Annotated in this window: 24 protein-coding genes; 16 read left to right on the plus strand and 8 right to left on the minus strand. The window is 59.1% G+C overall.

Annotated features, from left to right (window positions below):
- The first annotated feature begins 283 nt into the window (after nt 1–283).
- Complete coding sequence (locus LB543_RS22770; protein WP_224615603.1) at nt 284–691, plus strand: hypothetical protein; 408 nt, start codon at nt 284–286, stop codon at nt 689–691.
- Here LB543_RS22770 and LB543_RS22775 read toward each other — a convergent pair.
- From LB543_RS22775 to LB543_RS22785, 3 genes are read right to left on the minus strand one after another with little or no spacing between them, the layout of a single operon-like run.
- Entirely contained in the window at nt 688–852 is a 165-nt protein-coding gene (locus tag LB543_RS22775; protein WP_224615604.1) for a hypothetical protein, read from the minus strand. The genes LB543_RS22770 and LB543_RS22775 overlap by 4 nt on opposite strands.
- The gene (locus LB543_RS22780) at nt 849–1,394 is read right to left on the minus strand and encodes a thermonuclease family protein (RefSeq protein ID WP_224615605.1); all 546 of its coding nucleotides are present in this window, start codon (nt 1,392–1,394) and stop codon (nt 849–851) included. Before LB543_RS22780 ends, LB543_RS22775 begins: the two co-directional genes overlap by 4 nt.
- Nucleotides 1,391–1,993, minus strand: coding sequence for a hypothetical protein (locus tag LB543_RS22785; protein ID WP_224615606.1), 603 nt, complete (start codon nt 1,991–1,993; stop codon nt 1,391–1,393). Before LB543_RS22785 ends, LB543_RS22780 begins: the two co-directional genes overlap by 4 nt.
- Before the next feature lie 87 nt (nt 1,994–2,080).
- Between LB543_RS22785 and LB543_RS22790 the strand changes: the two genes are divergently transcribed.
- The 12 genes from LB543_RS22790 to LB543_RS22845 all read left to right on the plus strand — a co-directional run bounded on the left by LB543_RS22790 (nt 2,081) and on the right by LB543_RS22845 (nt 15,090).
- The gene (locus LB543_RS22790) at nt 2,081–2,734 is read left to right on the plus strand and encodes a lytic transglycosylase domain-containing protein (protein ID WP_224615607.1); all 654 of its coding nucleotides are present in this window, start codon (nt 2,081–2,083) and stop codon (nt 2,732–2,734) included.
- A 12-nt stretch (nt 2,735–2,746) separates the two neighbouring features.
- A complete protein-coding gene (locus tag LB543_RS22795) occupies nt 2,747–3,061 on the plus strand; it encodes a TrbC/VirB2 family protein (RefSeq protein WP_224615608.1) in 315 nt (104 codons plus the stop codon).
- A 3-nt stretch (nt 3,062–3,064) separates the two neighbouring features.
- Complete coding sequence (locus LB543_RS22800) at nt 3,065–3,358, plus strand: type IV secretion system protein VirB3 (protein WP_006339854.1); 294 nt, start codon at nt 3,065–3,067, stop codon at nt 3,356–3,358.
- The gene (locus LB543_RS22805) at nt 3,355–5,757 is read left to right on the plus strand and encodes a VirB4 family type IV secretion system protein (protein WP_224615609.1); all 2,403 of its coding nucleotides are present in this window, start codon (nt 3,355–3,357) and stop codon (nt 5,755–5,757) included. Before LB543_RS22800 ends, LB543_RS22805 begins: the two co-directional genes overlap by 4 nt.
- On the plus strand, nt 5,741–6,898 hold the full coding sequence (locus LB543_RS22810; protein WP_224615610.1) for a transglycosylase SLT domain-containing protein: 1,158 nt from the start codon (nt 5,741–5,743) through the stop codon (nt 6,896–6,898). The genes LB543_RS22805 and LB543_RS22810 overlap by 17 nt, the downstream gene beginning before the upstream one ends.
- A gap of 9 nt (nt 6,899–6,907) precedes the next feature.
- Nucleotides 6,908–7,642 carry a type IV secretion system protein gene (locus LB543_RS22815; protein WP_224615611.1) on the plus strand — a complete coding sequence of 245 codons (735 nt, stop codon included), beginning with the start codon at nt 6,908–6,910 and terminating at the stop codon, nt 7,640–7,642.
- A 183-nt stretch (nt 7,643–7,825) separates the two neighbouring features.
- Nucleotides 7,826–8,869 (plus strand): type IV secretion system protein, encoded by a 1,044-nt coding sequence (locus LB543_RS22820; protein ID WP_224615612.1) that lies wholly within the window; start codon nt 7,826–7,828, stop codon nt 8,867–8,869.
- Nucleotides 8,870–8,934: 65 nt separating this feature from the next.
- Entirely contained in the window at nt 8,935–9,654 is a 720-nt protein-coding gene (locus LB543_RS22825; RefSeq protein WP_224615613.1) for a virB8 family protein, read from the plus strand.
- An 8-nt stretch (nt 9,655–9,662) separates the two neighbouring features.
- Nucleotides 9,663–10,448, plus strand: coding sequence for a TrbG/VirB9 family P-type conjugative transfer protein (locus tag LB543_RS22830; RefSeq protein ID WP_224615614.1), 786 nt, complete (start codon nt 9,663–9,665; stop codon nt 10,446–10,448).
- Complete coding sequence (gene virB10 / locus LB543_RS22835) at nt 10,448–11,911, plus strand: type IV secretion system protein VirB10 (RefSeq protein ID WP_224615615.1); 1,464 nt, start codon at nt 10,448–10,450, stop codon at nt 11,909–11,911. Before LB543_RS22830 ends, virB10 begins: the two co-directional genes overlap by 1 nt.
- Nucleotides 11,908–12,933, plus strand: coding sequence for a P-type DNA transfer ATPase VirB11 (gene virB11 / locus LB543_RS22840; protein WP_224615616.1), 1,026 nt, complete (start codon nt 11,908–11,910; stop codon nt 12,931–12,933). The genes virB10 and virB11 overlap by 4 nt, the downstream gene beginning before the upstream one ends.
- 9 nt (nt 12,934–12,942) lie before the next feature.
- Nucleotides 12,943–15,090 carry a type IV secretory system conjugative DNA transfer family protein gene (locus LB543_RS22845; protein ID WP_224615617.1) on the plus strand — a complete coding sequence of 716 codons (2,148 nt, stop codon included), beginning with the start codon at nt 12,943–12,945 and terminating at the stop codon, nt 15,088–15,090.
- An 838-nt stretch (nt 15,091–15,928) separates the two neighbouring features.
- Here the strand turns inward: LB543_RS22845 and LB543_RS22850 are convergent.
- From LB543_RS22850 to LB543_RS22870, 5 genes are all read right to left on the minus strand, one after another.
- Nucleotides 15,929–16,255, minus strand: a complete 327-nt coding sequence (locus LB543_RS22850) for a hypothetical protein (protein WP_411908779.1) — start codon at nt 16,253–16,255, stop codon at nt 15,929–15,931.
- Nucleotides 16,256–16,293: 38 nt separating this feature from the next.
- On the minus strand, nt 16,294–17,322 hold the full coding sequence (locus LB543_RS22855; RefSeq protein WP_224615618.1) for an alpha/beta hydrolase: 1,029 nt from the start codon (nt 17,320–17,322) through the stop codon (nt 16,294–16,296).
- Nucleotides 17,323–17,779: 457 nt separating this feature from the next.
- Nucleotides 17,780–18,580: a hypothetical protein gene (locus tag LB543_RS22860; RefSeq protein WP_224615619.1), complete on the minus strand. Its 801-nt coding sequence runs from the start codon at nt 18,578–18,580 to the stop codon at nt 17,780–17,782.
- A 52-nt stretch (nt 18,581–18,632) separates the two neighbouring features.
- On the minus strand, nt 18,633–18,953 hold the full coding sequence (locus LB543_RS22865) for a hypothetical protein (RefSeq protein WP_224615620.1): 321 nt from the start codon (nt 18,951–18,953) through the stop codon (nt 18,633–18,635).
- A complete protein-coding gene (locus tag LB543_RS22870) occupies nt 18,950–19,762 on the minus strand; it encodes a DUF2092 domain-containing protein (protein ID WP_224615621.1) in 813 nt (270 codons plus the stop codon). Before LB543_RS22870 ends, LB543_RS22865 begins: the two co-directional genes overlap by 4 nt.
- Nucleotides 19,763–20,320: 558 nt before the next feature.
- Here LB543_RS22870 and LB543_RS22875 point away from each other — a divergent pair.
- The 3 genes from LB543_RS22875 (at nt 20,321) to LB543_RS22890 (ending at nt 23,952) form a co-directional block, all read left to right on the plus strand.
- A complete protein-coding gene (locus LB543_RS22875) occupies nt 20,321–22,039 on the plus strand; it encodes a hypothetical protein (RefSeq protein ID WP_224615622.1) in 1,719 nt (572 codons plus the stop codon).
- 480 nt (nt 22,040–22,519) lie between these two features.
- Nucleotides 22,520–22,831, plus strand: a complete 312-nt coding sequence (locus LB543_RS22885; protein WP_224615623.1) for a DUF3302 domain-containing protein — start codon at nt 22,520–22,522, stop codon at nt 22,829–22,831.
- 5 nt (nt 22,832–22,836) lie between these two features.
- Nucleotides 22,837–23,952 (plus strand): HlyD family secretion protein, encoded by a 1,116-nt coding sequence (locus LB543_RS22890; protein ID WP_224615624.1) that lies wholly within the window; start codon nt 22,837–22,839, stop codon nt 23,950–23,952.
- Nucleotides 23,953–23,960 lie beyond the last annotated feature (8 nt).

A 23,960-nucleotide genomic window follows, 5' to 3' on the forward strand; every position in this document is an offset into this window, starting at 1 on the left:
TTCGTTCCGTTTCGCTAGGCTTCGTATCCTATCGTGCCTTCATCCTCAATCAACGTTTTTATCAACTCGATTTTGGCCGGCACCGGGAGAAGATCGAATGACGATGAGCCGCTGGAGAGGCTGAACACCGTTGTTGCGTGGGAGATGTTTCGCAAACCGCCGGCCAAAGGCAATTTCGCCTACAATCTGAAACGTTTGCCTGGTGGCAGAGTAGTGTGACCGCATGGGCGAAAAGCAGGGGAAGCCAGGGCTTCGGGAGCCTGAGAAGCAGAGGGATGAACCCATGCCTATTTCTCTCGCCTCCCCAGGCATCATTTACGAATTGTCACGCGCGTGGAGCCGGTCGATGCCCATTCAAGTAGTCTGTAACAACGGAGTGATGGAAGAGGCCGATGGGGTCGCGAATCTGCTCGCGGCGCATCGTCGTGCAGTCGCCATCGTTGAACGTCTCGGCAAGCGATGGATGAGGGCCGAAGGGCTGGACGCGACCCTGATCGGCCGGCGATTGGATTCGGTCATGGCGGAGGAGGCTATCGCGCGTCGGCGCGCGGCCGCTGCGCCGGTGGCTGATGTCGTTGAAATGAACATGAAGGCAGCTCATTTCCGGCGGTTGTTGGGGAACGATTGGTGCGAGGTTGATGTCGACGATTTTCGCGCGTTGCTCGGTTCTTTTGCGAAACTGCAGTCCTAGGAGAAGAGCGCTGAAATCCATGAGGCCACGGTATTCCAGGCCGCATAGAGGCCTGCCGGTACCAAGATGATCGCGATGAGAGCGATAGCATCGCCAATGGCGCCGTCGGTGCGTCCTTCGACGGGATAATAATACCTGTGCGCTTCATCGTCGTGCTTCATTGTTGTTTCTCTGACCTTTGGCTCAGCAGCAGTTGCACAGGATGCTGAAACGTCGTGCCCCACAATCCTGCACGTTTCATCTTAGCGTTGATTTCCGCGACGAGGTAGTTCTCATCGACGGCTTTGCCCTTTGCTGTCGTTGCGGCAAACGCGTATCCGGTCGCTATGAGCGCTGTGCCGACGTCGATTGTTTCGCCATTGAGCTGGGCACCGCACACGACAAAAACCGCCTTGTCCAGGGCGTAGCCGATTGGCTGGCATGTAACCGCCGCGCTATCGAATAGCGCAGCAAGGTGCGCCAGCGAGGTGTTCCCGCAATCCATTTTGTTCCCACTTGGCTCTTCAGCCGACGTGCCTCGAAGACATGACTGGACGCCATAGAGGCGGAAAAGCTGATCTCCGTCGCGCCAAGTATCTCCGGTCAGCAGTTGAGCCGATTTCGATACCGCGAAGGGCGTTGGCACGGCATCGGATGCATCCTGGGCCTGTGCCGATGCGCACAAACCAAGTGCGGCCAGCACTGCCAAGCTCGCCCGCTTCATTCCTGGAACTGTCCACCGAGGTCGGCGGAATGCTCAAGATCTGGGCGCAGCGACTTGCCGTCCTTGTTGCGTCCGATCGCCGCCATGTCGAAAAAAACCATTTCGTCGTCGTCGTAGGCGACGTTGTACGGGTCGTTTGCGTTACCCGCACCCACGAGCGAGAAACACGAGACAGCGTCGGGTTCACCCTTCTTGCTTTGCAGCACGAGTGTTTTGCAAAGCACGACGGATGCACGATCGTTGTAGATTGCCTCTTCATAGTCCTGCGCGGCCTTCGTGCAGTCCCACTCCTGCGTCTTGTATGTGATCTTTGGTTTTGGGCAGGCCGCAAGGCCGCGCAGTCGATACGTCAGACCGTTGATGATGCGCTCAGTCGCCGACGGCACCTTGACCGGCGAGCTGAGGGCGGACGCCTCGCGCTGAAAGAGCGTGCCTTTCGCATCGTAGCGCTCATAGACGAACACCTTCTCGCCCGGCTTGGCAAACTGAAGCAGGTACCGCTCCGACGGCTGCGCGAAGGCATTTGGGGCGTCGGCGCCGGCAGCATAAGCCGCGGTGCCCTGGAGCAGCAAAACCGTGCAAAGGGCAATCTGTTTCATCGAAATCCGTCCCCGCGGTGCATCTCGTGTTGACACTTTACTAGGGCTGTGTGTACCCATAGTAAAGTGTTAAATTTTGGCGACAGTATGAACACTCGATTCGCTCTTCTGCTCACCCTATGTGCTGCTGCAATGCCGTTGGAAGCGCACGCCCGGGACCTGGCATCAGACCGCGTCGCAGTCGCTTTTGCAACGCCCGCGCAAGCCCTTGCCTCACGCGGGGCGCAGAAGCCCGGGGCGTGCAAGACCGGAGATCGTACTGAAGTCGCGCAACTTGTGCGTTCAATCGCGCAAGAAGAAGGATTCGACGCCGATCTAGCCGAGGCTATTACATGGGCTGAAAGCGATCTCGGCGCCAGTCAGGGTCAGTCCAAGGCCGGAGCCCTTGGGATCATGCAGTTGATGCCGGACACGGCGGCCGATCTCGGCGTGAGCGACCGTTGCGATATGCAGGTGAATGTTAGGGCTGGCTTGCGCTATCTGAAGTCACTCTATGACGAGTTCCAGGATCCGCTGCTGATGCTTGCGGCTTACAACGCCGGGCCCAACAGCGTCTACAAGGCGCAGGGCATTCCGGTGAATCCGGAGACGGCTGAATACATCGTGAAAATTTTAAACCGCTGGAAGTTCGGCGGTGTCGTGAAGAAGTCCGCCCTGACCAAATCCGAAATGCTCGCGGCCGCTCCGCCAGCAAGCGAGGACGCTTGGCAGGATGGTCATGTCATGGATTTCGGCAACTGAAAGGAGCCAAGGGTGGAATACAGGAAAGCGGGCATATTTGCCCTGAAACTGGCCTTGGCCTCAGCGGTCGGGATAGCGCTCGCGCCAGCCACTGCCTATGCCCAGTCGGCCGCGCCAGTCGAAAACGTGCTGGAGTGGTTCGTCGGCGTTCTGCAGGGCAACATAGCGCGCTCATTCGCCATCATCGCGGTCTGTTTTCTCGGCTTCCTCGCCATGACGGGGCGACTGGCGTGGATGATGGCTTTTTCCATCATCATCGGCATCGCTCTGATCTTCGGCGCTGCCCAGCTGGTGGACGCGGTTCGCGCCACGGCGGGAGGCAGCTGAGAGATGGACGACGAGGAAGTCTATGTCGAGCCGGTCAGCCTGCCCCTCACACGCCCCCCGATGAAATGGGGCGTGCGCTATGAAGTTTTTGCACTGAACGGCATCCTGGCGGTGATCGGCTTTATCGCCACGAGCAGCTTCATGCTCGGTCTTGGCGTGTTCGGCGTCGTGCATCTGGTCAGCGCATATCTGTGCCAGCGCGACCCCTACATATTTCATATTTTCGAGCGGCGCGTCTCCAAACGCGGAGCGGTGGCGAACCTCACTTTCTGGGGGGCGAGGAGCTATTCGCCATGACCCTCGATGCAGACCTGAAATTTGGCCGTGAGCGCCGCCGCGAAAAACCCGCGGCGATGCACATCCCCTACCTTCGCCATGTCGATGACAATTTAATCGTGACGAAGAGCGGCTTTCTGGTCGGCGCCATCCAGCTCAGCGGCCTGCCGTTCCAGACAATGGACCAGGCCGAGTTGAACAGCCGAATGTTCAACCGCAACACCACGTTCCGTAACCTGTCGACCTCTCGATTTGCCGTCTACACAACGATCATCCGCCGCCACGTGACACCCGAGATCGAAGGCGACTTTGACAATCCTTTCGTGGCCGAGCTCGACGCCCGCTACATGGATGACCTTGGGTCGAAAAACCTTTTCGTCAACGAGGCGTATCTGACGGTCATACGCCGTCCGATGGTCGGCCGGGTCGGCTGGGTGGACAAGGCGCTCAATGCATTCCGCATCAGCACCGCGGGCGAAGAAACCCGCGAAGAGGCAATAGTCGAACTGCATGACATCCTTGACGGCATGGTCAAGGATTTCACCGCATATGGGGGACGTCTTCTCGGTGTCGTGAAGCGTCGCGACAGCTTCTTTTCCGAGCCTGCGGAATTTCTGGCGAAAATCCTCGCCGGTGGCGGCGACGTGGAAATGCCTTTGCCGCGCATGTCCCTTGGCGACGTGCTGGCAACGCGACAGCTGTTTTTTGGCAAGTCGGCGCTGGAACTTCGCGGGCCGGACGCAGCCAAGCTCGGCGCCGTGGTGTCGATCAAGGAATACCCGCCGTTCACCGCTCCGGGCTCGTTGGACGGTCTCTTGCGCCTGCCACATGAGTTTGTCCTGACGCAGAGTTTCGCGATCGAAGACCGTGTAACGGCGATGCGCAGGATCAACACCATCGCCAACCAGGTTGAGGGTTCCGACGAGGCGGGCACGACGGTCGAGGAGTCCGTCCATGATGGCGCCGACAAACTGGCCGGCGGCGAAGTCGTCTTCGGACAACATCACATGAGCGTCATGGCATTGGCCTCGGACATGAATGGCCTTAACCGCGCGCTATCCGACATTACGGCGGAGCTCTCGCGCATGTCGATCGTGCCGGTCCGCGAGACACTGAACACGGAACTGACCTTCTGGGCGCAGTTGCCGGGAAATTTCAGCTACATCGCGCGACGTGCGTTGATCTCGTCGCTAAATTTCGCCGGTCTTTTCTCAGGACACAATTTCCCGTCCGGCCAACGTGAACGGCTGCATTGGAACCGGCCCATCGCTTTGCTGGAAACGACCAGCCAGACGGCCTATTATTTCAACTTCCACGTTCACGATGTCGGGCACTTCACGGTGTTCGGCCCGACCGGCTCGGGCAAGACCGTCGTGCTGTCATTCCTGATGGCGCAGGCCATGCGCATCATGCCGCGGCCGCGATGTGTATATTTCGACTATATGCGCGGCGCTGAAATTTTCGTTCGGGCGCTCGGCGGTCGCTACGAGGTGATGGAACCTTCTCAGCCGACCGGGTTCGCGCCGTTGCAGCTTGATGACACGGCGGAAAACCGTTCTTTCCTTGAAGACTTGCTCATCTACATTCTGACGCCGGAAGGCGGTGCGCTTGATGTGGCGGAGATGCGCGTCATCAACGCCGCCGTCGACATGATCTACAAGATACCGCGCGAACAGCGGACCTTCGAGCTGCTGCCTGAAGTGCTGAGAGGCTCGCTCATGCCTGGCATGAATGATCTGGCGGCGCGCATACAACCCTGGCTCGACCCCAAGGACAAGGGCTGGCTTTTCAACAATCCCGTCGATCTGGTTGATTTCTCGAAACCCGTAGTCGGGTTCGACATGACCAAGATCCTGGGCGACCGAAAGCTGCGCTCGGCGGCGTTGCTCTACATCTTCCATCGTCTCGAAGAAGTCATCGACGGCTCGCCGATCATGCTCTTCCTCGATGAAGGCTGGAAGCTGCTGGACGACGAAGTTTTCGCCGCTTTCATCAATGAGACGCTGAAGACCATTCGTCGCCGCAACGGCGTGGTCGGCTTTGGCACGCAGACGGCGGAAGACGTCGTCAGTTCCTCCATCTCGTCGTCACTGATCGAGCAAACGAAGACCAACATTTTCTTCCCCAACCCCAAGGCGAGCAAAGAATCCTACGTGGAGCGCTTCTCCCTGACAGCGAAGGAATTCGAGTTCGTGCGCCGAACCGCGAAGGAAACACGCACTTTCCTCGTCAAGCACGACAGCGACTCGATCGTAGCGAAGCTCGATTTGTCGGCGATGCCCGATCTCATCAAGGTCTTGTCCTCGAACGAAGCCAACAGCAAGGAATGCGCACGGCTGCGGGAGGCCTTCGGCGACGAGCCGGAAATGTGGCTGCCATACTTCTGCGGATGGGAGGACGAGCATGACGAAGCGGCTTAGCCGCGCTTGTCTGGCCGTGGCGCTTGCGACAGCGGGAAGCACGACCGCGGCTGTCGCTCAGATCGCGGTCATCGACGGGTCGAACCTCGACAAGCGGCAAGGGGACGAGCAGCACAGCACAAAGTCGGACGAAGCCAAGAAGGACGAAACCGACAAGAAGAAAAGCGTCGTCTGCACCTATTCGAACAAATACCGCTCACAGATGTTTCGCCGATCCCCGGCCGACGCGTTGCAGCGCGACGCGGGCAACGTGAAGATGATCCGCTACTATGCGCAAAAATACGGCGTGCCCGAAGGCCTGGCGCTGTCCGTTGCCTATCAGGAATCGCGCTTCGACACATGCGCCGGGAGCCACACCGGCGTCAAAGGCGTCATGCAGCTGACCAAGGGCACTGGCAAGTCAATGGGACTTGACCGCAACGTGAACGAGCAGAACGTCGAAGGCGGTGTCAAATATCTCGGAATGGGCGTGAAGCAATGCGGGGCGACGAATTACAGCTGTCTCGCCTCCTTCTACAACGGATCGAACGCAGGCGAGCAGAACCAGTGGGCCGGCGGTGTCGGCCGCTGGAACAGCTACTTCAACGAATATGTATCGAGCGGCAAGGCTCCGGCCGCTGCGCCGCCACCATTCTCGATCGTAACGGCCGACGGCGCAGGCGGCACGGCCCAGGACGCGGCTATGGGCACGGTGAGGAAGGCGGCTGGCGGCCTCGATGCAAGCTCATCGCAGATGGGCGCCAACAACGCGGCGATCGACGCGCTGTCGGGCCATGTTGGCCAGGTGACTGAATACAAGGACGCTTGGGAGCTGAACTCGTCGGCTCGTGGGATCAACGCCGATGTCACCAACCAGTACCTCGCCCAGGCCGGAGATTTTACGGCGTTGCTGGCCCAACTTCTATCGTTGCAGAACGTGCAGGCATCGCAGTCGTCCAAGCTGGTGCAACAGCCGAAGAGCGGGTCTCCAAACCCGTTTTCTTGTGATCCCGCGGAACTGGAACGGTTGAAGATCGATCGCGGCCGGTGGCTTCCATGCGCGGTTGAGAACGTGGGGGCCAGCTCGGCCGACAGCCGCTCGATCATCATCACCAGTGATCCTGCCGGCGCTGCCAGCGTGATCAATTCTCTAGAGCAATAGGAGGCTGACATGAAGAAATTCGCGATTGCTGCCGGCATGGCGCTTTGGACGAACGCGGGCTTTGCACAGATTGCGGTCATCGATGGCGCCAATCTCGATGTCGCCCGCAAGAATGCGGAGAACACCAATTCCATCATGGATTCGAACAAGGATATCCTGAAAAAGAGCGAGGAAATCCTGCAGGCTCTCAGCGGCAGCCGTGACGGTTCGCTCGGGATCGGACAAATGGGCCTTGGCGGCAACATGTCGATTGCGCAGGCTCCGTCGTTCGGATCAATCCTGAACGGCGGCGCGCTTTCGTTTGGTGGCCTTTCCCCCGAAATCCAGAAAATCGCCGGCGCCGTCATCAATGGGCTCCAGCTGGTGAAGCAACTCCAGCAGATTGACGGCAAAGAAACGAGCGCCGTCAACACAGCCTATGGCGGCAGCGTCAATGTGGCCTCGTTGCTAAGCGCGCTGACTTCGCAGGCCTCGCAGGGCGTTACCCAGCGCCAACAGTCCCTGCAATCCGCGAGCGGGCAGATTGGGCAGTCGCAGGACGTCAAGGGATCGGTAGACCAGAACACACGAATGCAGCTGGAAAACGCGCGCGCGGTCAACGAATTGATCGGCGTCCAGAATGGTGCGGTCGCGGCTCTGAATGAGAAGCTGAAGGGAGATCTTCTCCGCCAGAGCCAGGTGCAGAAGATGATGACACCGCGCAGCGTTAACCCGTTCGCGGACTTTGGCAAGAGCGGAGGCTGAGCGCTTGTCGAGGCGAGTCCTGCGCATATCCGTTGTGATTGCGCTCGGCGCAGTGCTGTTGGGATGCGCAAATCGCGAACGGAAAGCGCCGTGCGGGCCTTTGGCGTATGCCCACACCGATGAATGCGGCGCGCTAAAACCGGTCAATTCAACGCCGTTCGCCAGCATCATTGACGAGGATCCATGAACGGTCTCGCCGCAAGCATTCTCGGTGGCATTGACAACATCGGTGAGGACTTCGTCCGCACCGTCTATATGCAGTTAGGCAATGCGATGGGCAACATCTTCACCCTTATGCTGACCCTTTATATCGTGTGGTGGGGCTATTCGATCCTGAGCGGGCGAGAGTCGATTTCGCCACTCGAAGCGGCCTATCGCCTCGGCCGCGCCGTCATCATCTATCTGCTGCTGACCGGATGGGGCACATTTTCCGCGACGATCTACCAGCTTGTTCAAAGCATTCCAGATGAGGTGGGCAAGGTCATTGTCGGCGCCGTGTCGCGAGCCACCGGCAATCAGCTCAGCGATCAGGCGGCAATTCCGGCGCTCATCGACAACCTCTACCAAGGGGCGCAGGACGTCGCCAATCAGGTCTATAGCGGTTCTTTCTATGACATTTTCGGCGCGCTCTTGTCGCTGCTCGTTCTGCTGTCAGCCATCATCTTTGCAGCGCTTGCAATTGCCGCAATCATCGCCGCCAAGGTGATGTTGTTCATCACACTCGCTCTGGCGCCGATATGGATCATTCTTTGGCTTTACCGCTGGTCCTCGCGAATGAGCGAAGGCTTCCTTTCGCTCACCACCTTTCTGATGATCCAGCAAATCCTGATCTACGGCTTTCTCGGATTCTACTTCTCGCTCGTCAATGCGGCGCTGAACACCGCCACGACCGGCGGAGCTACCATGGACAGCAAAATGTCGCTGGTGCTGCCCCTGGTGCTGGTGACGATCATCGGGATCTACGTTCTCATGCAGATCCCATCGATTGCTTCGATCCTGAATGGCGGCGGGTATCTCAGCACCGTGGGAGCTCGCTACTCATATGGGAGGTTCGGCAGAAATGCCGTGCGCTACTCTGGTGCCCAATGGGCCGCCGGCCGCGCCGCTCGGAGCGCCCGACAGTTAGCGGCAAACAGCTTCCGATCTCCCCGCGAAGCAAGGGCAGACGAAGCGGCTCGGTCCGCCATCCAGCAAGGTGCGCGCGATAACGCCAGGCCTCTAGCCTAGAACACAAGAACGATCATGGGTCGCGACGCTGGATCGGGATGCGGCGCAAACGAGGCAATAGGAAAGTGTCAAATCCATCGGAAACCACTGCTAGCAGCGGCAGCGAACTCGTCGACAGACGCTATTACAAGGCAGGCGCGACCTGGGAAGACGATACGCACAGGTCAATGCGGCGATCGCGCACCTTGGCATGGATCGTCAGCGGCGTTTCCGGACTGGTGGCGGTGCTGTCGCTGCTGGCGCTCGTGCTGATCCTGCCGCTCCGGCAATTCGAACCCTACGTTGTCGAGGTCGACAAATCGACGGGCTACCTCGAGATCATGCGCGCGCTGAAGCCTGGAGATTTGTCCCAGAACGAAGCCGTCACGGCGGCAAATCTCGTCCGCTACATCAGGGCCCGGGAAACATACGATTCCCGTGAACTGAAACAGAATTACGACCTGGCGCAGCTCTACTCCACCGACGCGGCCTCCAAGGATTTGACATGGCTTTTCACGCCTGCAAATCCGCAATCGCTGGACAAGACCTATGGCCGCAATGTCACTGTCGCGGTCGAGATCAAGTCGGTTTCCCTGCTCAATCGCAACACGGCCTCGGTGCGCTTTGCCACGACGACGCGGCGGGACAATTCGTCCACCGCCGACAATTGGGTGGCGGTGATAAAATTCCGCTACACCTCGACACCACTCAAGAACGAATGGCGTTTCGACAACCCGTTGGGATTTCAGGTTACGGATTACCGCCGCGACCAGGAATCGGCGCCGGCTGCGGGTAGCCTGCAATGAAAGGGCACGTGAGACTCGCCCTGGCGACCGCTCTTCTGCTCGGCACGATCCACGGCACGGCCGCACGCGATGGCCGCATCCGATATGTCACCTTCAACAATGACGACGTGACCACGGTGCGCGCCGCTCTCGGTATTTCAACCATGGTCGAACTCAGTCCGACCGAAGTCATCGAAACCGTCTCCGCTGGCGACACGAAGGGCTGGTCGATCATTCCCAAACGTGGATCCAGATTTCTGTTCGTCAAGCCGCTGGAGCGCGATGCCTGGACCAATGTCAACGTCGTCACCAACCGGCGCGTCTATTCCCTGCTGCTGCAGGGGACTGACAATGACCGCGACCGGGCATCTTTCCAGGTCCGGTTCAAATACCCGGACGAGGATATCAACGCGCGCCTGCTCTCGCAGGCCAAGGAGAGCGCCGCCGATCCGGATTTGAAGAATCTGAACTATGCCGATCTCAACTATGACTATGCGTACAAAGGCGATGACAGCCTGAAGCCGCGCACCGTATTCGACGACGGCACGAAGGTGTTTCTTGAGTTCAAGGGTGACATTCCGGCGATTTTCGTGGTCGACGACAAGCGCCATGAGTCACTGGTCAACGTCCGCACGCAGGGCAAATACACCGTCATCGACAAGGTGGCCCGCCAATTCACACTGCGAGCCGACGGCAAGACGCTCTGCCTCTACAACCGGGCGCGACCCAACGCCGTCGACCCGGTCGAGCAGGTTTACGGTCCAACGAAACTGACACGCGGTTCCACCCTGTTCGGATCCAGCGGGGGGCGGTGATGACGCAGATCGACTATAACCAACTGGACGGCAGCCCGTCTGTCGCACGCCGCGGTGCGGGAGTCGGTACCAGGATCGCCCTGGTCGGCCTCGGTGTGTTTCTCGTGGGCGCGCTGATATGGCTGAACTGGCCTCGAGAGCCGGTGTCGCGCGATCTTCGCAGCGATGCCGAGGAAAACTTCAGCCCGCCGGAGTTTCGCCCGCCGGCGTTGAACGAGCCGCCACAGCCTGCCGACGGCACGATCGACCAGATCGTGGTGCCGCCACCGGCCGCCGACCAGAAGGGCACGCAGCAAGCTGACAATGTCGATCAGACCGTTCAGGACGGCGCCGACCTTGATGCGCAGCGGCGCGCACTGGAGGCGCAAATGGCGGCCGAGGAAGCTCGCCGCAAGGCCGAAGAGGAAGAAGCCCGCCGCAAGGCCGCGGCTGATGAAGATGCTCGTCGCAAGGCTGAGGCCGCCGAGCATGAAAAGGCGGTGTGGGAACGCCTGCGGTCGAACCAGATGGTGACGAATGATGAAACCGGATCGACGAATGCCGGCGTCGAGGCGGCGCAGGTAGAAATCGCGCCCGACGGTCAGATCATCCCGGTCCCCGGCGCCGACAGCGATCCCAACAAGGCATTCCTGGCACAGTCTGAGGCAAGTTCTTCCAGCGTCGTCAAAGCCAGGGTCTTCCGACGCACCGATGCGTTGATCCCTGAAGGAACGATCCTTCGCGGCTATTTGGAAACCGCTGTTAACACCGACCTTCCCGGTGCCGTGCGCGCTATCGTGCGTGAGGATGTCTTCTCGCTCGACGGCAGGCGGATTCTCATCCCGAAAGGGTCGCGCCTGACCGGGGAATACCGCTCGGGGCTTGCGCGCGGTCAGAAGCGTGTTTTCATCGTCTGGAACAGAGTCATCCGCTCGGACGGCATTTCCGTCGATATCAAGTCGCCCGGTGCAGATGCACTCGGCCGCGGTGGCATGGGCGGCCATGTCGATACGCACTGGGTTGAACGGTACGGCAACGCCATCATGCTTTCCGTCGTTGGCGGCGTCTCTGAATATCTGTCCTCGCTTGGGGATAGCGGCCAGGATGGACAACAGCGCCAGGTGACGACGATCGATCCCGTAACCGGTGAGAGCACGACCGTAACTTATGGTGGCAATGGCTCGCAGCGCGACGCCCGCAGCATCGCGTTCGACAAGTCATCGACCGCCCTGCAGCAACTCGCGCAAGAGGCGTTTCGCGACACGCAGAACATTGGCCCGACAGTCTACGTGGACCAGGGCACATCGGTTGTCGTGCTGGTGCGGCGAGATCTCGATTTCTCGGATTTGTATGCCGATCCCGTTCAGGAAGAAGTTGCAAGAATGAAGGCAGGTGGGCGGCCGAAGATGGCGATCGATCCAACGCCTCTCTACTGGACGCCGAAGGATCATTTCTACTCCGGCTATGGAAGCGTGGTGAAATGAACGCCGTGTATCTCCTCCCCGACCCTTGGGTAAGAGCCCCGGTCCTGCGCGCCCATCTGGAGCCAATATGGTCCTATTTGAACGAAGACTCGGTTTCCGAGATTGCGATCAACAGGCCAGGTGAATTGTTCATCGAACGCCTCGGCGCTAAGGAAATGGAGCACGTCGTCAAGCGCGAGGTCACGCCCGGCTGGATCCGCAACATCTCGACGGGCGTCGCCTCGGCGACAAATCAGGTCATCAACGAAGAAAAGCCGGTCCTGTCAGCTGCTCTACCCTCGGGTGAGCGCATCCAATGCATCTTGCCGCCCGCGGCCCCCGAAGGCGGGGCGATTTCGATTCGCAAGCAGGCCATCATGGATATGGGCCTTGATGCCTACAAGGATCTCGGCGCGTTCGAGAATACGGCGATGGGCAGCGGCCTGGCGCTGTCAGTCGAAGAAAAGCGACTTGTCGAGATGTTGAACGACACGTCGCCGATGGACTTCCTGCGCTATGCGGTGCGCAACCGCGTCTCGATCGTCGTTTCAGGCGGTACATCGACCGGCAAGACGACGTTTTTGAACGCACTCCTGAAGGAAATCCCAGCCCATGAACGGATCATCACAATCGAAGACAGCCGCGAACTGAGGCTGCCGGCTCCCAACAACGTTACCCTGATAGCCTCGAAGGGCGACCAGGGCCTTGCCAAAGTCTCCGCGCAACAACTGCTCGAGGCAGCGCTTCGCATGCGACCCGACCGTCTCCTATTGGGCGAACTACGCGGCGCTGAAACCTTCGCGTTCCTGCAGGCGATTAACACTGGCCACCCGGGTTCGCTTACGACCGTTCATGCCAATTCCGCCCGGTCCGCCTATGAGCGGCTGGCGCTCATGGTCATGCAGAGCAGTTCGGGCCTCTCACGAAGCGAAATTCTCGACTACTTGCGCGAGGTCATTCCGGTGGTCGTCCAGATGGTCCGCACCGAGGGCGGCCGGCGCGGCATCAGCGAGATCAAGTTCACCAAGGCGGAGACGATCTAGCGGGGCCCCATGCAGAAATTCGCAACAGCAATTTTCATGGTGCTCCTGGCTATGGCCCTGGGCGCCCTGCTCTTCACGGTCGCCTATGCCGCGACAGATTGGTATCGGACGGGCTCCCACGTCCTGTTCGACCAGCTGAACGCCAATCCATGGCCGGTCGTCCGTCAGGCCTGGGCGGACACGATGGCGAAAAATTTTAGCCGGATGCAATACGCCGTTGCGGCAGGAGCATTAGGGTTTCTTTTGCCACTGGTCAGCTTGTTTCTCATGCGTCCGAGAAAACGCAATGACTCTCGCTTCATGACTATGAACGACGTAGCAAAAACCGGTATGACGAAAGTTAGCGGCGTCTTCGTCGGGCGAGTCGGCGGCAAGCTTGCCGAAATTCTGTCGCCCGGCCGTGATCAGCGCTCCGGCAAGATCCGCTTGACGCAGCACAAGCTGATCGGCGGCAAGAAATTGTGGATTGATGGCGATGATGTCGGCGGCTTCGTCATAGGGCCGCCGCGCTCCGGTAAGGGCACGTCTCTCATCATCCCGAACGCCTTGACCTGGCCGCATTCGCTCGTGGTTCTCGACCTGCGCGGCGAGACCTATGCGGCGACTGCTGGTTACCGTTCGACCATGAGCCGCGTGGTGCGTTTCGCGCCGGCTGATCCGGACGGAAATACCGCATGCTATAATCCGATGGACTTCATCTCGCTGGACTCAGCACAGCGCGACATCGACCTTCGCAACATCGCTGCGGCATTGTTTCCGCGCCCCCCTTCGAACGCGGATCCCTATTGGGTCAACGATGCCCGCCTCCTCTTTACCGGCATAGCATCCTTCGTAATGGAATCGCCTGCGATCCTAAACGAGAAGAAGACCTTCTCTACAATTCTCGAGATTATGAACGGTGCCGAGCAGCCACTCCTGGAGTTCATCGGCTCGCTACGCGAGGAACGCCGCCGCGAATGCTCGCATTTTACGCTGCAAACCCTGCTGCCGTATTTCGAAATGTCTGAGCGGCAGTTTTCCGGAATTTACGCCGGCGTGCGGACCGGCATGGCCCCCTTTCTCAACGAGCGCCTGATGCGAGCTACCTCGCGCAGCACGTTCGATATTCGCAAACTCAAGCGCGAGCGGATCTCTCTTTATCTCGACGTACGGCGCGAGCAGATCACCTCGCTTGGACCGTTGTTCAACGTCCTGATTACGCAGATGATGAACTTCATGTCGGAAAGTATGCCGCGTCCGGACGAGCATCCTGTGCTTGTGCTGCTCGACGAGTTTCAGAACCTCGGCAAGCTCGAGAACGTGACCGAAATGGCGAGCGTGCTTGGCGGCAACGGCGTTTCCATGTGGTTTTTCGTGCAGTCGCTGAAGGCCGTAGACGAGATCTATCGCCAGGAAGGGCGCAAGACGCTCATCAACGCTGCTCGCGTGCAGATCTTTTTCGGTGCGCAGGACGCCGACGATCTGCGCTACGTTTCTGAGCAGCTCGGCGAAACGTCGGACGTGCAAAAGGACGTGACGCGCACCAAGGCAACGTTGTTCGACACTTATTACACGCGCTCGGAGCACCGCAAGGAAGTGCGGCGGCCCCTGATGCGGCCGGACGAAATCCGTACGCTCGATAAGAACAAGGTCATCATATTACCGCGTGGGGAACTGCCGATCCTCGGCACCCGCAATTTCTATTTCGCCGACGCCCCGCTAGCCAAACGTGCGTTCATGCCCCTCCCCGCCTCTGTCGAGGTTTCGCGCACGAAAAGACCTGCTTTGGACGCTTCCGCGGCGGTTCCATCTCCTGGGCTCCCGACGATTTTGCCGACACCACCCGCCTACCACTCAGGCCTCTTGCAGACCCGCCTGCAGCGCGGCGCAACATTTGCCGCAAAAGCGGGCTCTGTAGCTCCACCGCCAGGCCGGCGCGCAATCGTAAAAGAACGGCTGAAAGCAACAGACGCTGCAGCCGTACCGGCTTATGCCGCCATAGATTTTTCCGCCTTGGCGGCCAAAGCGGTGACAACACGCATAGCGCCCGACAAAGAGGCAGCGGTTGCGGCGATCCTGAACAAGGTGCGGTCCCTGCGCGCCAACGCATCCGACACCGAGACTTTCGATCGAAATCTCAGAATCGTCGAAGATGCTTTGCCTGATCTAGTCGATTAGCCGAGCAACCTACGGCGATCGCCGACAACGAACCAACCGCACGGGCCGCATTTGATGCGCCAGCAGCCACGTAAAGGGGTGCCAGAGGTTCCCTCCGGCACGGGATTTGACCAACACGTCGGCGCGCGACTGCAGCAAGGAAGCGAACAATCGCGGCCCACAAGTCGGACGGGTATGTACCTCTTTGCTCCTGTCGAAGGATTTCCATGCCGAGCCGCCGGGCTAGGTCGCACGCTCTTCGGTGCAATTCAGTTTCACGGGCTAGTGGCCTCGAGCCGGTTGCTCCGGGACGACAAAGTTGCGCCAGGAGCCGCCTTTTTAGAGCATTCTGCAAATGTCGCGATTGGGGCCGGAGATCGGGATAGGGGGACGCCTCGCGGCGCCGCCCCCCCACACCACCGGGCATACGGATAACGTACCACGGCGGTTCGACCGGATTAAGCTTGGACAGAGACATAGAGACTGGGGAGACCGAGCGACTCGAAGTGGTGGTTGCGCAGGGCCTGTTGGACCGCCGGGTGTCCTGACATGCGCCAGAATCCCGTCGGTGAACCGGCAACCGCGGCCCGGAGCTTTGGCACGCCACGACGGCGCAACTCCTTGTAGCGGTTGTCGGCGCTGCCCTTAGCTTCCCAGTTCAACAGCTTTCAGTTGTGAGGCTGGGCTTCGTCAGTGGCTTGCGCGGCGCATGCGGTCCAGCAACAGCGCTGCGCTCCGGAACAAATGGATCTGCTTCGGCGAAAAACCGGAACGGTGGGACCGCAGACGGCTCGCACGGCCCCAACGGACAGGCGCATCGCGCCTCTCCCGTAGCAACTATTGCCAGAGCCGTCCTCAGTCACTGTATGTTGACGACGACGTAGCGCCCGCTGGAGGCCTGATAATACCTGCCGCCACAGTGCCACAGCACGGGGCCGTAGACGGTAGTCTTCACACACGCGGCCGGAAGGCTGTTCACGTAGATACTCGTCCGGCGGATTGTTCGGCGAGTGGTGCGCCTGGCAACGCCAGCGACGCTGCCAGGCGTGAGCGGATGACCAACTCGCGCCTGCGCGTCGCCGACGAAAGAGGGGAGCGGTACAACTTCGTCGATCAGTCCGCCAAAAATCATGGCGAAGGCTATCGCAGCCGCACCACCGGCCAATCTCAAGCTAAGTCTTGTCATCGTTCATCCTCTCTAAATTCAAATACCTGCGGCAAGTTCTACTTGGCCGTCAGGATCGTTATCGGCGCCGCGACTGGCAAAGTGAGAACGCGGGTAGTCGCGCCGGCCAGCCCGCCCTCTTCCTGATCTGGAATCCCCTGTGCTAGGACCTTGCGAAGATCCGGCGCAATTTCCGCGATTTGGGCGAACTTGCCGTGATTGGTCGCATCCGTGGCTTTCACATTCGACAAGTCGACCACTATCGCGCCGAGAGCTGCGAGGCCCGCACTGTCTTTACTCGCCCCAAGCCGATCTTTGCCGCCAGCGATAAGTCTCGACAGACCCAATGCTTTGTCGTCGCGCGAGACAATGATCAAAAACGGCTTTTTTGGTTTCCCAATTCGCTGCATTTCCGATTTGAATACGTCCTCGTCGATGTCGGGAGCGGCGAGTATCACCGTGCCAAGCTTGCTGGCGGAAGTGACGTTTCCCGATATCTTGATTTGCCGAAATGCCTCGACGGTCACCCAGTTGCCCATCGAATGCGCGAGGACGTTGATTTCATCGGCATCGCTGGCCAGCAAAACGCGCAGCGTCCGCTCCAATCCGTCGCGAGCGATGGTCGCGCTGTTGTTGTCATACACGTAGTCTAGCGTCTTGCCCCGCGACGCCCAACTGAAGAAGACGGGAACGCTAGACGCATGGGAATCATGAACGACTTGCGCGAAGCGGTAGAGCCCTTCGGCAAACAGCGTGTTATAACCATGTACAAAGAGCAGCACTTTGCGCTGGCCTTTGGGCTGAGCCTTCAAACCCTGGTTCAACTCCGCCAGAAACTGCTTGTCGTTCGGCAGGAGTTCGCCATCTCGCGTGACAAAATCCGTTTGAGCATTTCCCGGCTTCGAGGAAGGCCATTCGACATTGCCAGCCTTATGGTTCGGCGGAACGCTGACGGTGATCGACGCAAAGTTCAGGGCAGATGACCGTTCACCATCAAAGTAAGTTCCCGGTCGAGCATCGCGCGCTCGAGTGGTGGCAACGAGGATGGTATGCGAACTTGCACCTTGAGCTACGGAGGTATTCGACAACAGGGCCCCGGTCTCAGGCCTGCTTGCGCAAGACGAGAGGCTGACGAGACTGAACGCACAAGCAAAGGATATTGCCAGGCTTCGCCTTGCTCGCATGTTCAATCCCACCAGTCCCCAGCAGCAATTTACCAGCTTCATTGTCTCGTGCACCCCGATGTCATCCCCGAGAAGGCGACCGTGCCTCCCCGCGTCGAGTTTTGGCTGTATCGGAAACAAGTCGTCGCGCGACGCGACTTGCGTGAGGTCAAGTCCAGACACAACCCGATCTCCGATCTCAATACAGGATCGGCGGCCTCACTGATTGCGATCACTCCCGAAAGGTGGCCCGGGAACCGCTTACGTTTCGAGTGCCCTGGAAGGAAGGTAACTAACTGTATCCTACGGGCAGATCCCCGCAGCTCCCGGCCGGAAATTGACTTCAGCAGGCGGGCTTTAGGACCAGCAACAAATCGCCATCCTAGAAACGCATAATCAGACCCATGATCGGACCCTGTTGCACGACATCGAAGACAAACCCGTCATTGTCGTAGTTGACGCCCAAGGCGCGATAGCCGACGACCGCCGAAAACCGATCATTGAACCGATAGCCCAGCGTGGCCGCGACGTCCCAATCGATATTGGCGGCACCTGCTCCCACCATTCCCCATCCCGTGACATAGACCTCGGGTGTGAGCGAATAGTTCGCACGAATACCAACCAGCCCGTCTACCCAGGTCTTGCCGTCGCTGGCGGAGCGGCCGTCAAGGATCCCACCATGGAAGTCAAGCTCCGTATCCACGGACCAGACCCTCATGGCGCCGACCACATCGAGACGTCCAGCGTCACTCTGGAGAACTGAATAACCAGCTCCGCCCAGACCTGAAAAAGTCTGGGACGTAAGATCGACGCTGTCTGCCAAGATGCCTTTGGGCGTTCCATTGCCGGCGGAAATCTTGACGTATTGGAGGTCGCCGAAAATGCTGTAGCGGTCGTAGCGTGCCTCGATGACGGCCATGGCCGCGAAATCAAGATTTTTCAGGATGTCGCCAAAATTAGAATCAACCTCGACGGAGGGCAAACCGAACTGCCCCACGTTACCCGAGAGCCCAGCCGCCCAGAAATACGGCGCGGCGCTGAACGTCCATCCCTGCTCGGTCACGACTGGCTTCAGGTCCGGCGTCACCGGGGAGACCAGATCGGCCGCGCCGGCGTTATTGGCAAGGCAAAGGATACAAAGCGCTGCATAGCCACCAGTCACCGTCCGACAGAAAGTTTTCATGATCTTTGCTCGGTTCTGAGTCGGGCTCGCAGTCCCGGTTTCATTGGAAGGCTTAGTCGACATAGACCACAACGTAGCGACCGCCGTAGGGCTGATAGTAGACACCACCGCATTGCGACAGCGTCATGCCATTAACATTGACTTTTACGCAGGCGGGCGGCAGCGCGGGCACGTAGATGGTGGATCGTCGAACCACGCGGCGCGTTGTGCGACGGGCAACGCCAGCAACGCTTCCCGGGGTCAGAGGCCTCCCGACCCGTGCTTCGGCGCTGGAGATGAACGAAACGGAGGGAAAGAGTTCACAGTCAGCGACTATGAGCGCCGTGACGAGGCTCAAGGCCAACCCGGTTCTATTTCGCGCGATCGTTCTCATTCTGCGTCCTCCAGGGAAAGTTGGCCGATTTCGCCAGAATCTATGTGTTCCAGTTTTTTTGCATCGGCTGGCGGCGTGAAGGAGAACAGCTTGCCGTCGACCTTGGGGTCGACGGTCCAGTTGCTCAGCCTCAGCGTGTACTGGGGCGCTCCGGTCACCCATTTGGTCGTTATGACATATTTGAGCGGCAGCGGCTGGTCGCCCTGGCGGATCCAGATTTGCCAGTCGACGGCGTCTGTCCGGAACGCTAGATGGTCGCAGACTTGGCCACCGATAACGGCTTCGCCGATGAGCGTACCTTCGACGGCTCCTTCCGTGAGGACCGAATATGGGTCCGCGGACATCAGGTCCGCGCCGACAGCATCCAGGCCGGTCGACACCCTGAATTCCTCGACGGCGTCGTCAATGCTCGGACCAGGGCTGTCGATTTGGGCGAAAGCATTTATCGTTTTGCCGTAGAGCGAGATGACTTTGCCGTCGAAGGTGACCTCGACATCGGCAACAGGGCCTTTCCGACTGATGCGGAAACCCTCGCCGCGCGAGGCTGTCAGAGAGCCCGAAGCGCTATACTGGATCTTCTGGCCGGTCGTGTCGACGACCTCGTGGTCGGTATCGTAGTCGGCGCTGAACGTCTTCAGACCTTTCAAGTAGTTCATCGAAGTGACGAGGACGTCGTTAGCATCCTTGTCTATTGCGCTCTGGCTCCAGGCCGAAGCACATGAGAGTGCCAGGCCTACGGATGCTGCCAGCAGGCTGGCGCCCTTGGGGCGCAGTCTCGAAAGTAAGCCGGATTTCATGATCTGGTTCATCTTGTTCACCATTGTGCAATTGCAATCGAATCCTGAAGTCCCGAATGGCGGAAAATTGTAAGCTGACTACCGACCAGTTGTACCATTCGTGGCGCTCACCGTGGCGGCGGCCGAGGATTGACACCCCAGTTTCGAGCAGCCTCTGAGTCCCGCACCGCTTCGCCGACTTCTCCAACCAGCCGGTCCACGAGTTCCTGCCATTCGGCTCGTCTAGCCTCGACCAACGCCGTTGTTGTGGTCTTGTCGACGCTTGAAAGCGCCAGCTCCGCGTCCGCAAGCTCCTCGCAAATCTCCAGAAAGCTCTCACTCCGGACGATCAGTCGATGGATCGCCAACTCAAACTGCGGAAAGCGGCGTACTGCCGCTAGGATCGCTCTTTGTCTGTCGGACGGTCCGTCTTGTTTGGCCATAATTCGTTGATCTGACTGGGATCTGACCGAAATTAACGCTTTTAATTCGCCAATTCGCGACCTGAACGAATCGTATATTGCCCAAAGCCAGTAGCGGAATGTAAATTACGTGGGAGACCATGTAATCATCGGTCGGTGCGAGGGGTCAGTGAATAAGCCTGAATCATTCTTCACAGCGGAGGCTGCTCTCCCGGCTGAGAGTTGTCGCGCCCAGCTTGCCCTGATCCTCGGCAGCGCGGACTTCGATGCCACCGGCCGTGAGCACCGTTTCCTTAGCTACGTGGTCGAAGAAGCGTTATCCGGGCGTGGCGATCGCATTAAGGCGTATACCGTCGCAGTCGAAGTGTTCGGCCGCGGCCAATCATTCGACCCTCAGACGGACCCGATCGTCCGCATTGAGGCCGGCCACCTTCGTCGGGCGCTGGAACGCTACTACCTGACCTCAGGACAAGGGGATCCTGTACTCATAACCATTCCCAAGGGTGGATATGTTCCTTCCTTCGCACGCCGGGCGGAAACCCAGTTAGCGCCGCTCCCAGCCCCACTTGTCACGCAGCCAGTCACAGAGCGCCCGCCTTTGTGGAGAACCCTGCCGCGACTGCTAATAGCCGTGCTCATGGTCCTTCTGGCGATCGTGGCATCTGTATCGGCGTGGTGGTGGGGGCCCGCCCGACACGGCGGGCCAGAAAAGCCCCGTGTGCTTGTGCAGGCGTTTGACAATCCGGGCGGCACTCAGGCCGCAGGCGTGGTTGCAAGTGGATTGAAGGAGGAAATTGTCGAGCAACTTTCCAAGTTCAGAGACTTGCTGGTTATGGAGTCAGCTCCGAAGCCGGACGATGCCTCATTGGCGCCACCACGATTTGTGATCAAGGGAAGTATCACGCTGTCGGACGAAGCCTTTCAGCTTCGGGTCCGGCTCATCAATCGCGGCACTGGGTCGGTAATTTGGGCAAATAGCTACGACGGTCCATTGAAAGTCTCGGCATTTCGGGACACGCAAAAGGAAATTGCGCGCAGCGTAGCGCAAAATCTGGCTCAGGTTTACGGTGTAATCTTCCAAGCGGACGAGGATCTCGACGTGAGCAACGCTCCCGATGATTGGGTAGCGTATAATTGTACACTTTCTTTTTATGCATATCGGCTGGGCGTTGATCCGGAGCGCCGTCCTGCGGTGCGTACATGCCTCGAGAAAGCTGTGGATCGCTTCCCCAGCTACGCCACGGCATGGGGTCTCCTGTCATCGGTCTATGTCGATGACTACCGGTTTGGATTTTCAGCCGATGGGACGCCCCCGGCATCAGCGCTTGAGCGCGCTTTCGCTGCCGCCCGGCACGCCGTGGCGCTCGATCCCCTAAATTTGCCAGCGCGCCAGGCAAAAATGCTGGCTCTCTATTTCGACGGGCAGATTGATGCCGCGTTGGAGCTAGGCGAGGAGAGCTTGAAACTCAATCCCAACGACACCGAGTTCCTGAGCGAATATGGCGAGCGCCTGGCAGTTTCGGGAAAATGGAAGCAAGGTTGCCCGATGATAGCGGAGTCGCGTCAATCAAATCCGGGAGCCTCAGCCAACTATGAGGCGGACTTGGCCCTTTGCTCCTATTTTGACGGCGACTATGTGCAAGCAGCAAACTGGCTAAAGAAAACTCCTTCCCCGATGAATCCGATCTATCATTTGATCGGCGCTGCGATAAACGGTGAGGCAGGGAACGTTGCGGAAGCCCAGCGCGAGAGCGAATGGCTTCAAAAGAATCTTCCGGCATTGGTGAAAAACCTGCGGGGGCAGGTGTCAATGCGTTTGGCTCGCCCGCAAGATGTCGAGACCTTTCTCGGCTCGCTGAGAAAAGCAGGCCTTGTGATCCCTGATTGACTGGCTGTTGCCAGTTTCGGACGCGCAGTCAAGCTAGCACAGCTCCCTCCTTGAACTCGACGGGTGAGACAGTCTCGTACCGTACCGAGTGCTGTCGCTGAGGATTATCGAAGCGCTCGAGGTAGTCGAACACATCCGCCCTAGCGCCATCTTTCTTCCTGTAGACCTTGCACGCCGTGCGCTCGATACGAAGCCGACGGCAGGACAGGCTCTGCATTCCTCCAGTTCCGTCAAACGCCTTATCGGTGTCCACGAACCGGCAGCGGCCAGACCGCATTTTTAGCGGGTAGACTACAGTTAGTTACCTTCCGAACAAGAGGACAATGCCCCAACGTAGGTGGGTGATGCATTGCTCCCTTCAATGCACAACTGTGGTTGCATGACTTTGGTTTTTCTTTCCCGCCGGCTGCATTGCTCGAACAGCACGAAGCCGGGCGACTTCGGGAAGCGGACTTAAGACGGCTTCGGATGGAAACAACAATGCTCGACAGCGTCGCGCTCATTACCTTGATCATCGTACTTTTGCTGGTTGCCTACGGCGCGGTCGCTGTCTGGGCAATCCCTTACGAGATCGCCAAGGCCCGCAACCACCCACATCAGGACGCGATCGGTGCTGCAACCTGGGTCAGCCTCCTTACCTTGGGGGCGCTGTGGCCTTTCCTATGGATCTGGGCGTTCCTCTACCACCCAGATCGCGGCTGGGGACTTTCACCGGCCGCGGCTCCGGGAAATTCTGCCGAAACCTCCCAGCTTGACAGACGGCATTCAGCGCTTGAGCAGGTCGCGGAGTAGACGCCATGGGTGCACTTCTCCTGCTTGGCTATGCGGCGATCTGCGTTGTCGTCTTCAAATTCCTGCGTCTGCCGGTCAACAAATGGACCGCGACCACCGCATGCCTGGGAGGCGTGGTGGTCGTCGGCGGGCTACTCGCAATCATTAACTACAATCATCCGTTTACGACGGAAGCACGCCTCTATTTCTTCACCACACCGATCATTCCCGAAGTGAAAGGCCGTGTGGTCGAGGTTCCAGTTGAGCCAAACATCGCCCTTAAGAAGGGTGACGTCCTGTTCAAGATCGATCCGGAGCCCTACAAATTCGTCGTTGCACAGAAAGAAGCTGCTGTCGCGGAAGCGGAACAAGGCGTCAAGCAGCTGAAGTCGGCGCAGGACCAGGCTGCCGCCAGTGTTGCGAAAGCCGAGGCGCAGGTCGAGCTGGCCCAGCAGGCCTTCGATCGCCAAACACAACTTCTCGAAAAAAAGGTGGTTGCGCAGGCTACTGTCGATACGGCGTCGCATAACCTCGAGGCGGCCAACCAGTCGCTGGCCGAGAGTCAGGCGGCACTGGAACGCGCTCGATTGGCCTATTTGTCGGAGATCGGCGGCGTAAATACGACAGTCGCCAGGTTGACGGCCGACTTGCGCGACGCCGAATACGACCTCGATCAAACCGTGGTGAGAGCACCAACCGCCGGCTACGTAACCCAGCTCTTCCTCCGCCCCGGCATGATGGCAGGAACGGCACCGGCATTGATCTTCATTCACGAGGGCGACAGGGTTTTTGCAGCAGCCTTCCCGCAAGCTGTCGTTCAACGTCTGACCGTTGGCTCGGAAGCCGAGATCGCGTTCGATGCAATTCCCGGGAAGGTATTTCAGGGCAAGGTCAGCGGGGTTGCGGATGCAGTTTCGCAAGGGCAGCTGCAAGCAAGCCCCACTCTTCTCAATCCTGAGGATCGCGGACAGACACAGGGCCTCGCGCTCGTCGGCATCGAAATAACGGATGATGTTTCGGGTTACGAGCTGCCTGCCGGATCGACAGCTCAGGTCGCCGTGTACAGCACCCATATGGCGTCGGTCGCGGTCGTTCGGCGAATCCTGCTGCGGATGAAAAGTTGGATGAACTACATTGTCTGAATGATGGA

The sequence above is a fragment of the Mesorhizobium sp. ESP7-2 genome (assembly GCF_020164715.1).
In the GTDB taxonomy this organism is placed as follows: Bacteria; Pseudomonadota; Alphaproteobacteria; order Rhizobiales; family Rhizobiaceae; genus Mesorhizobium.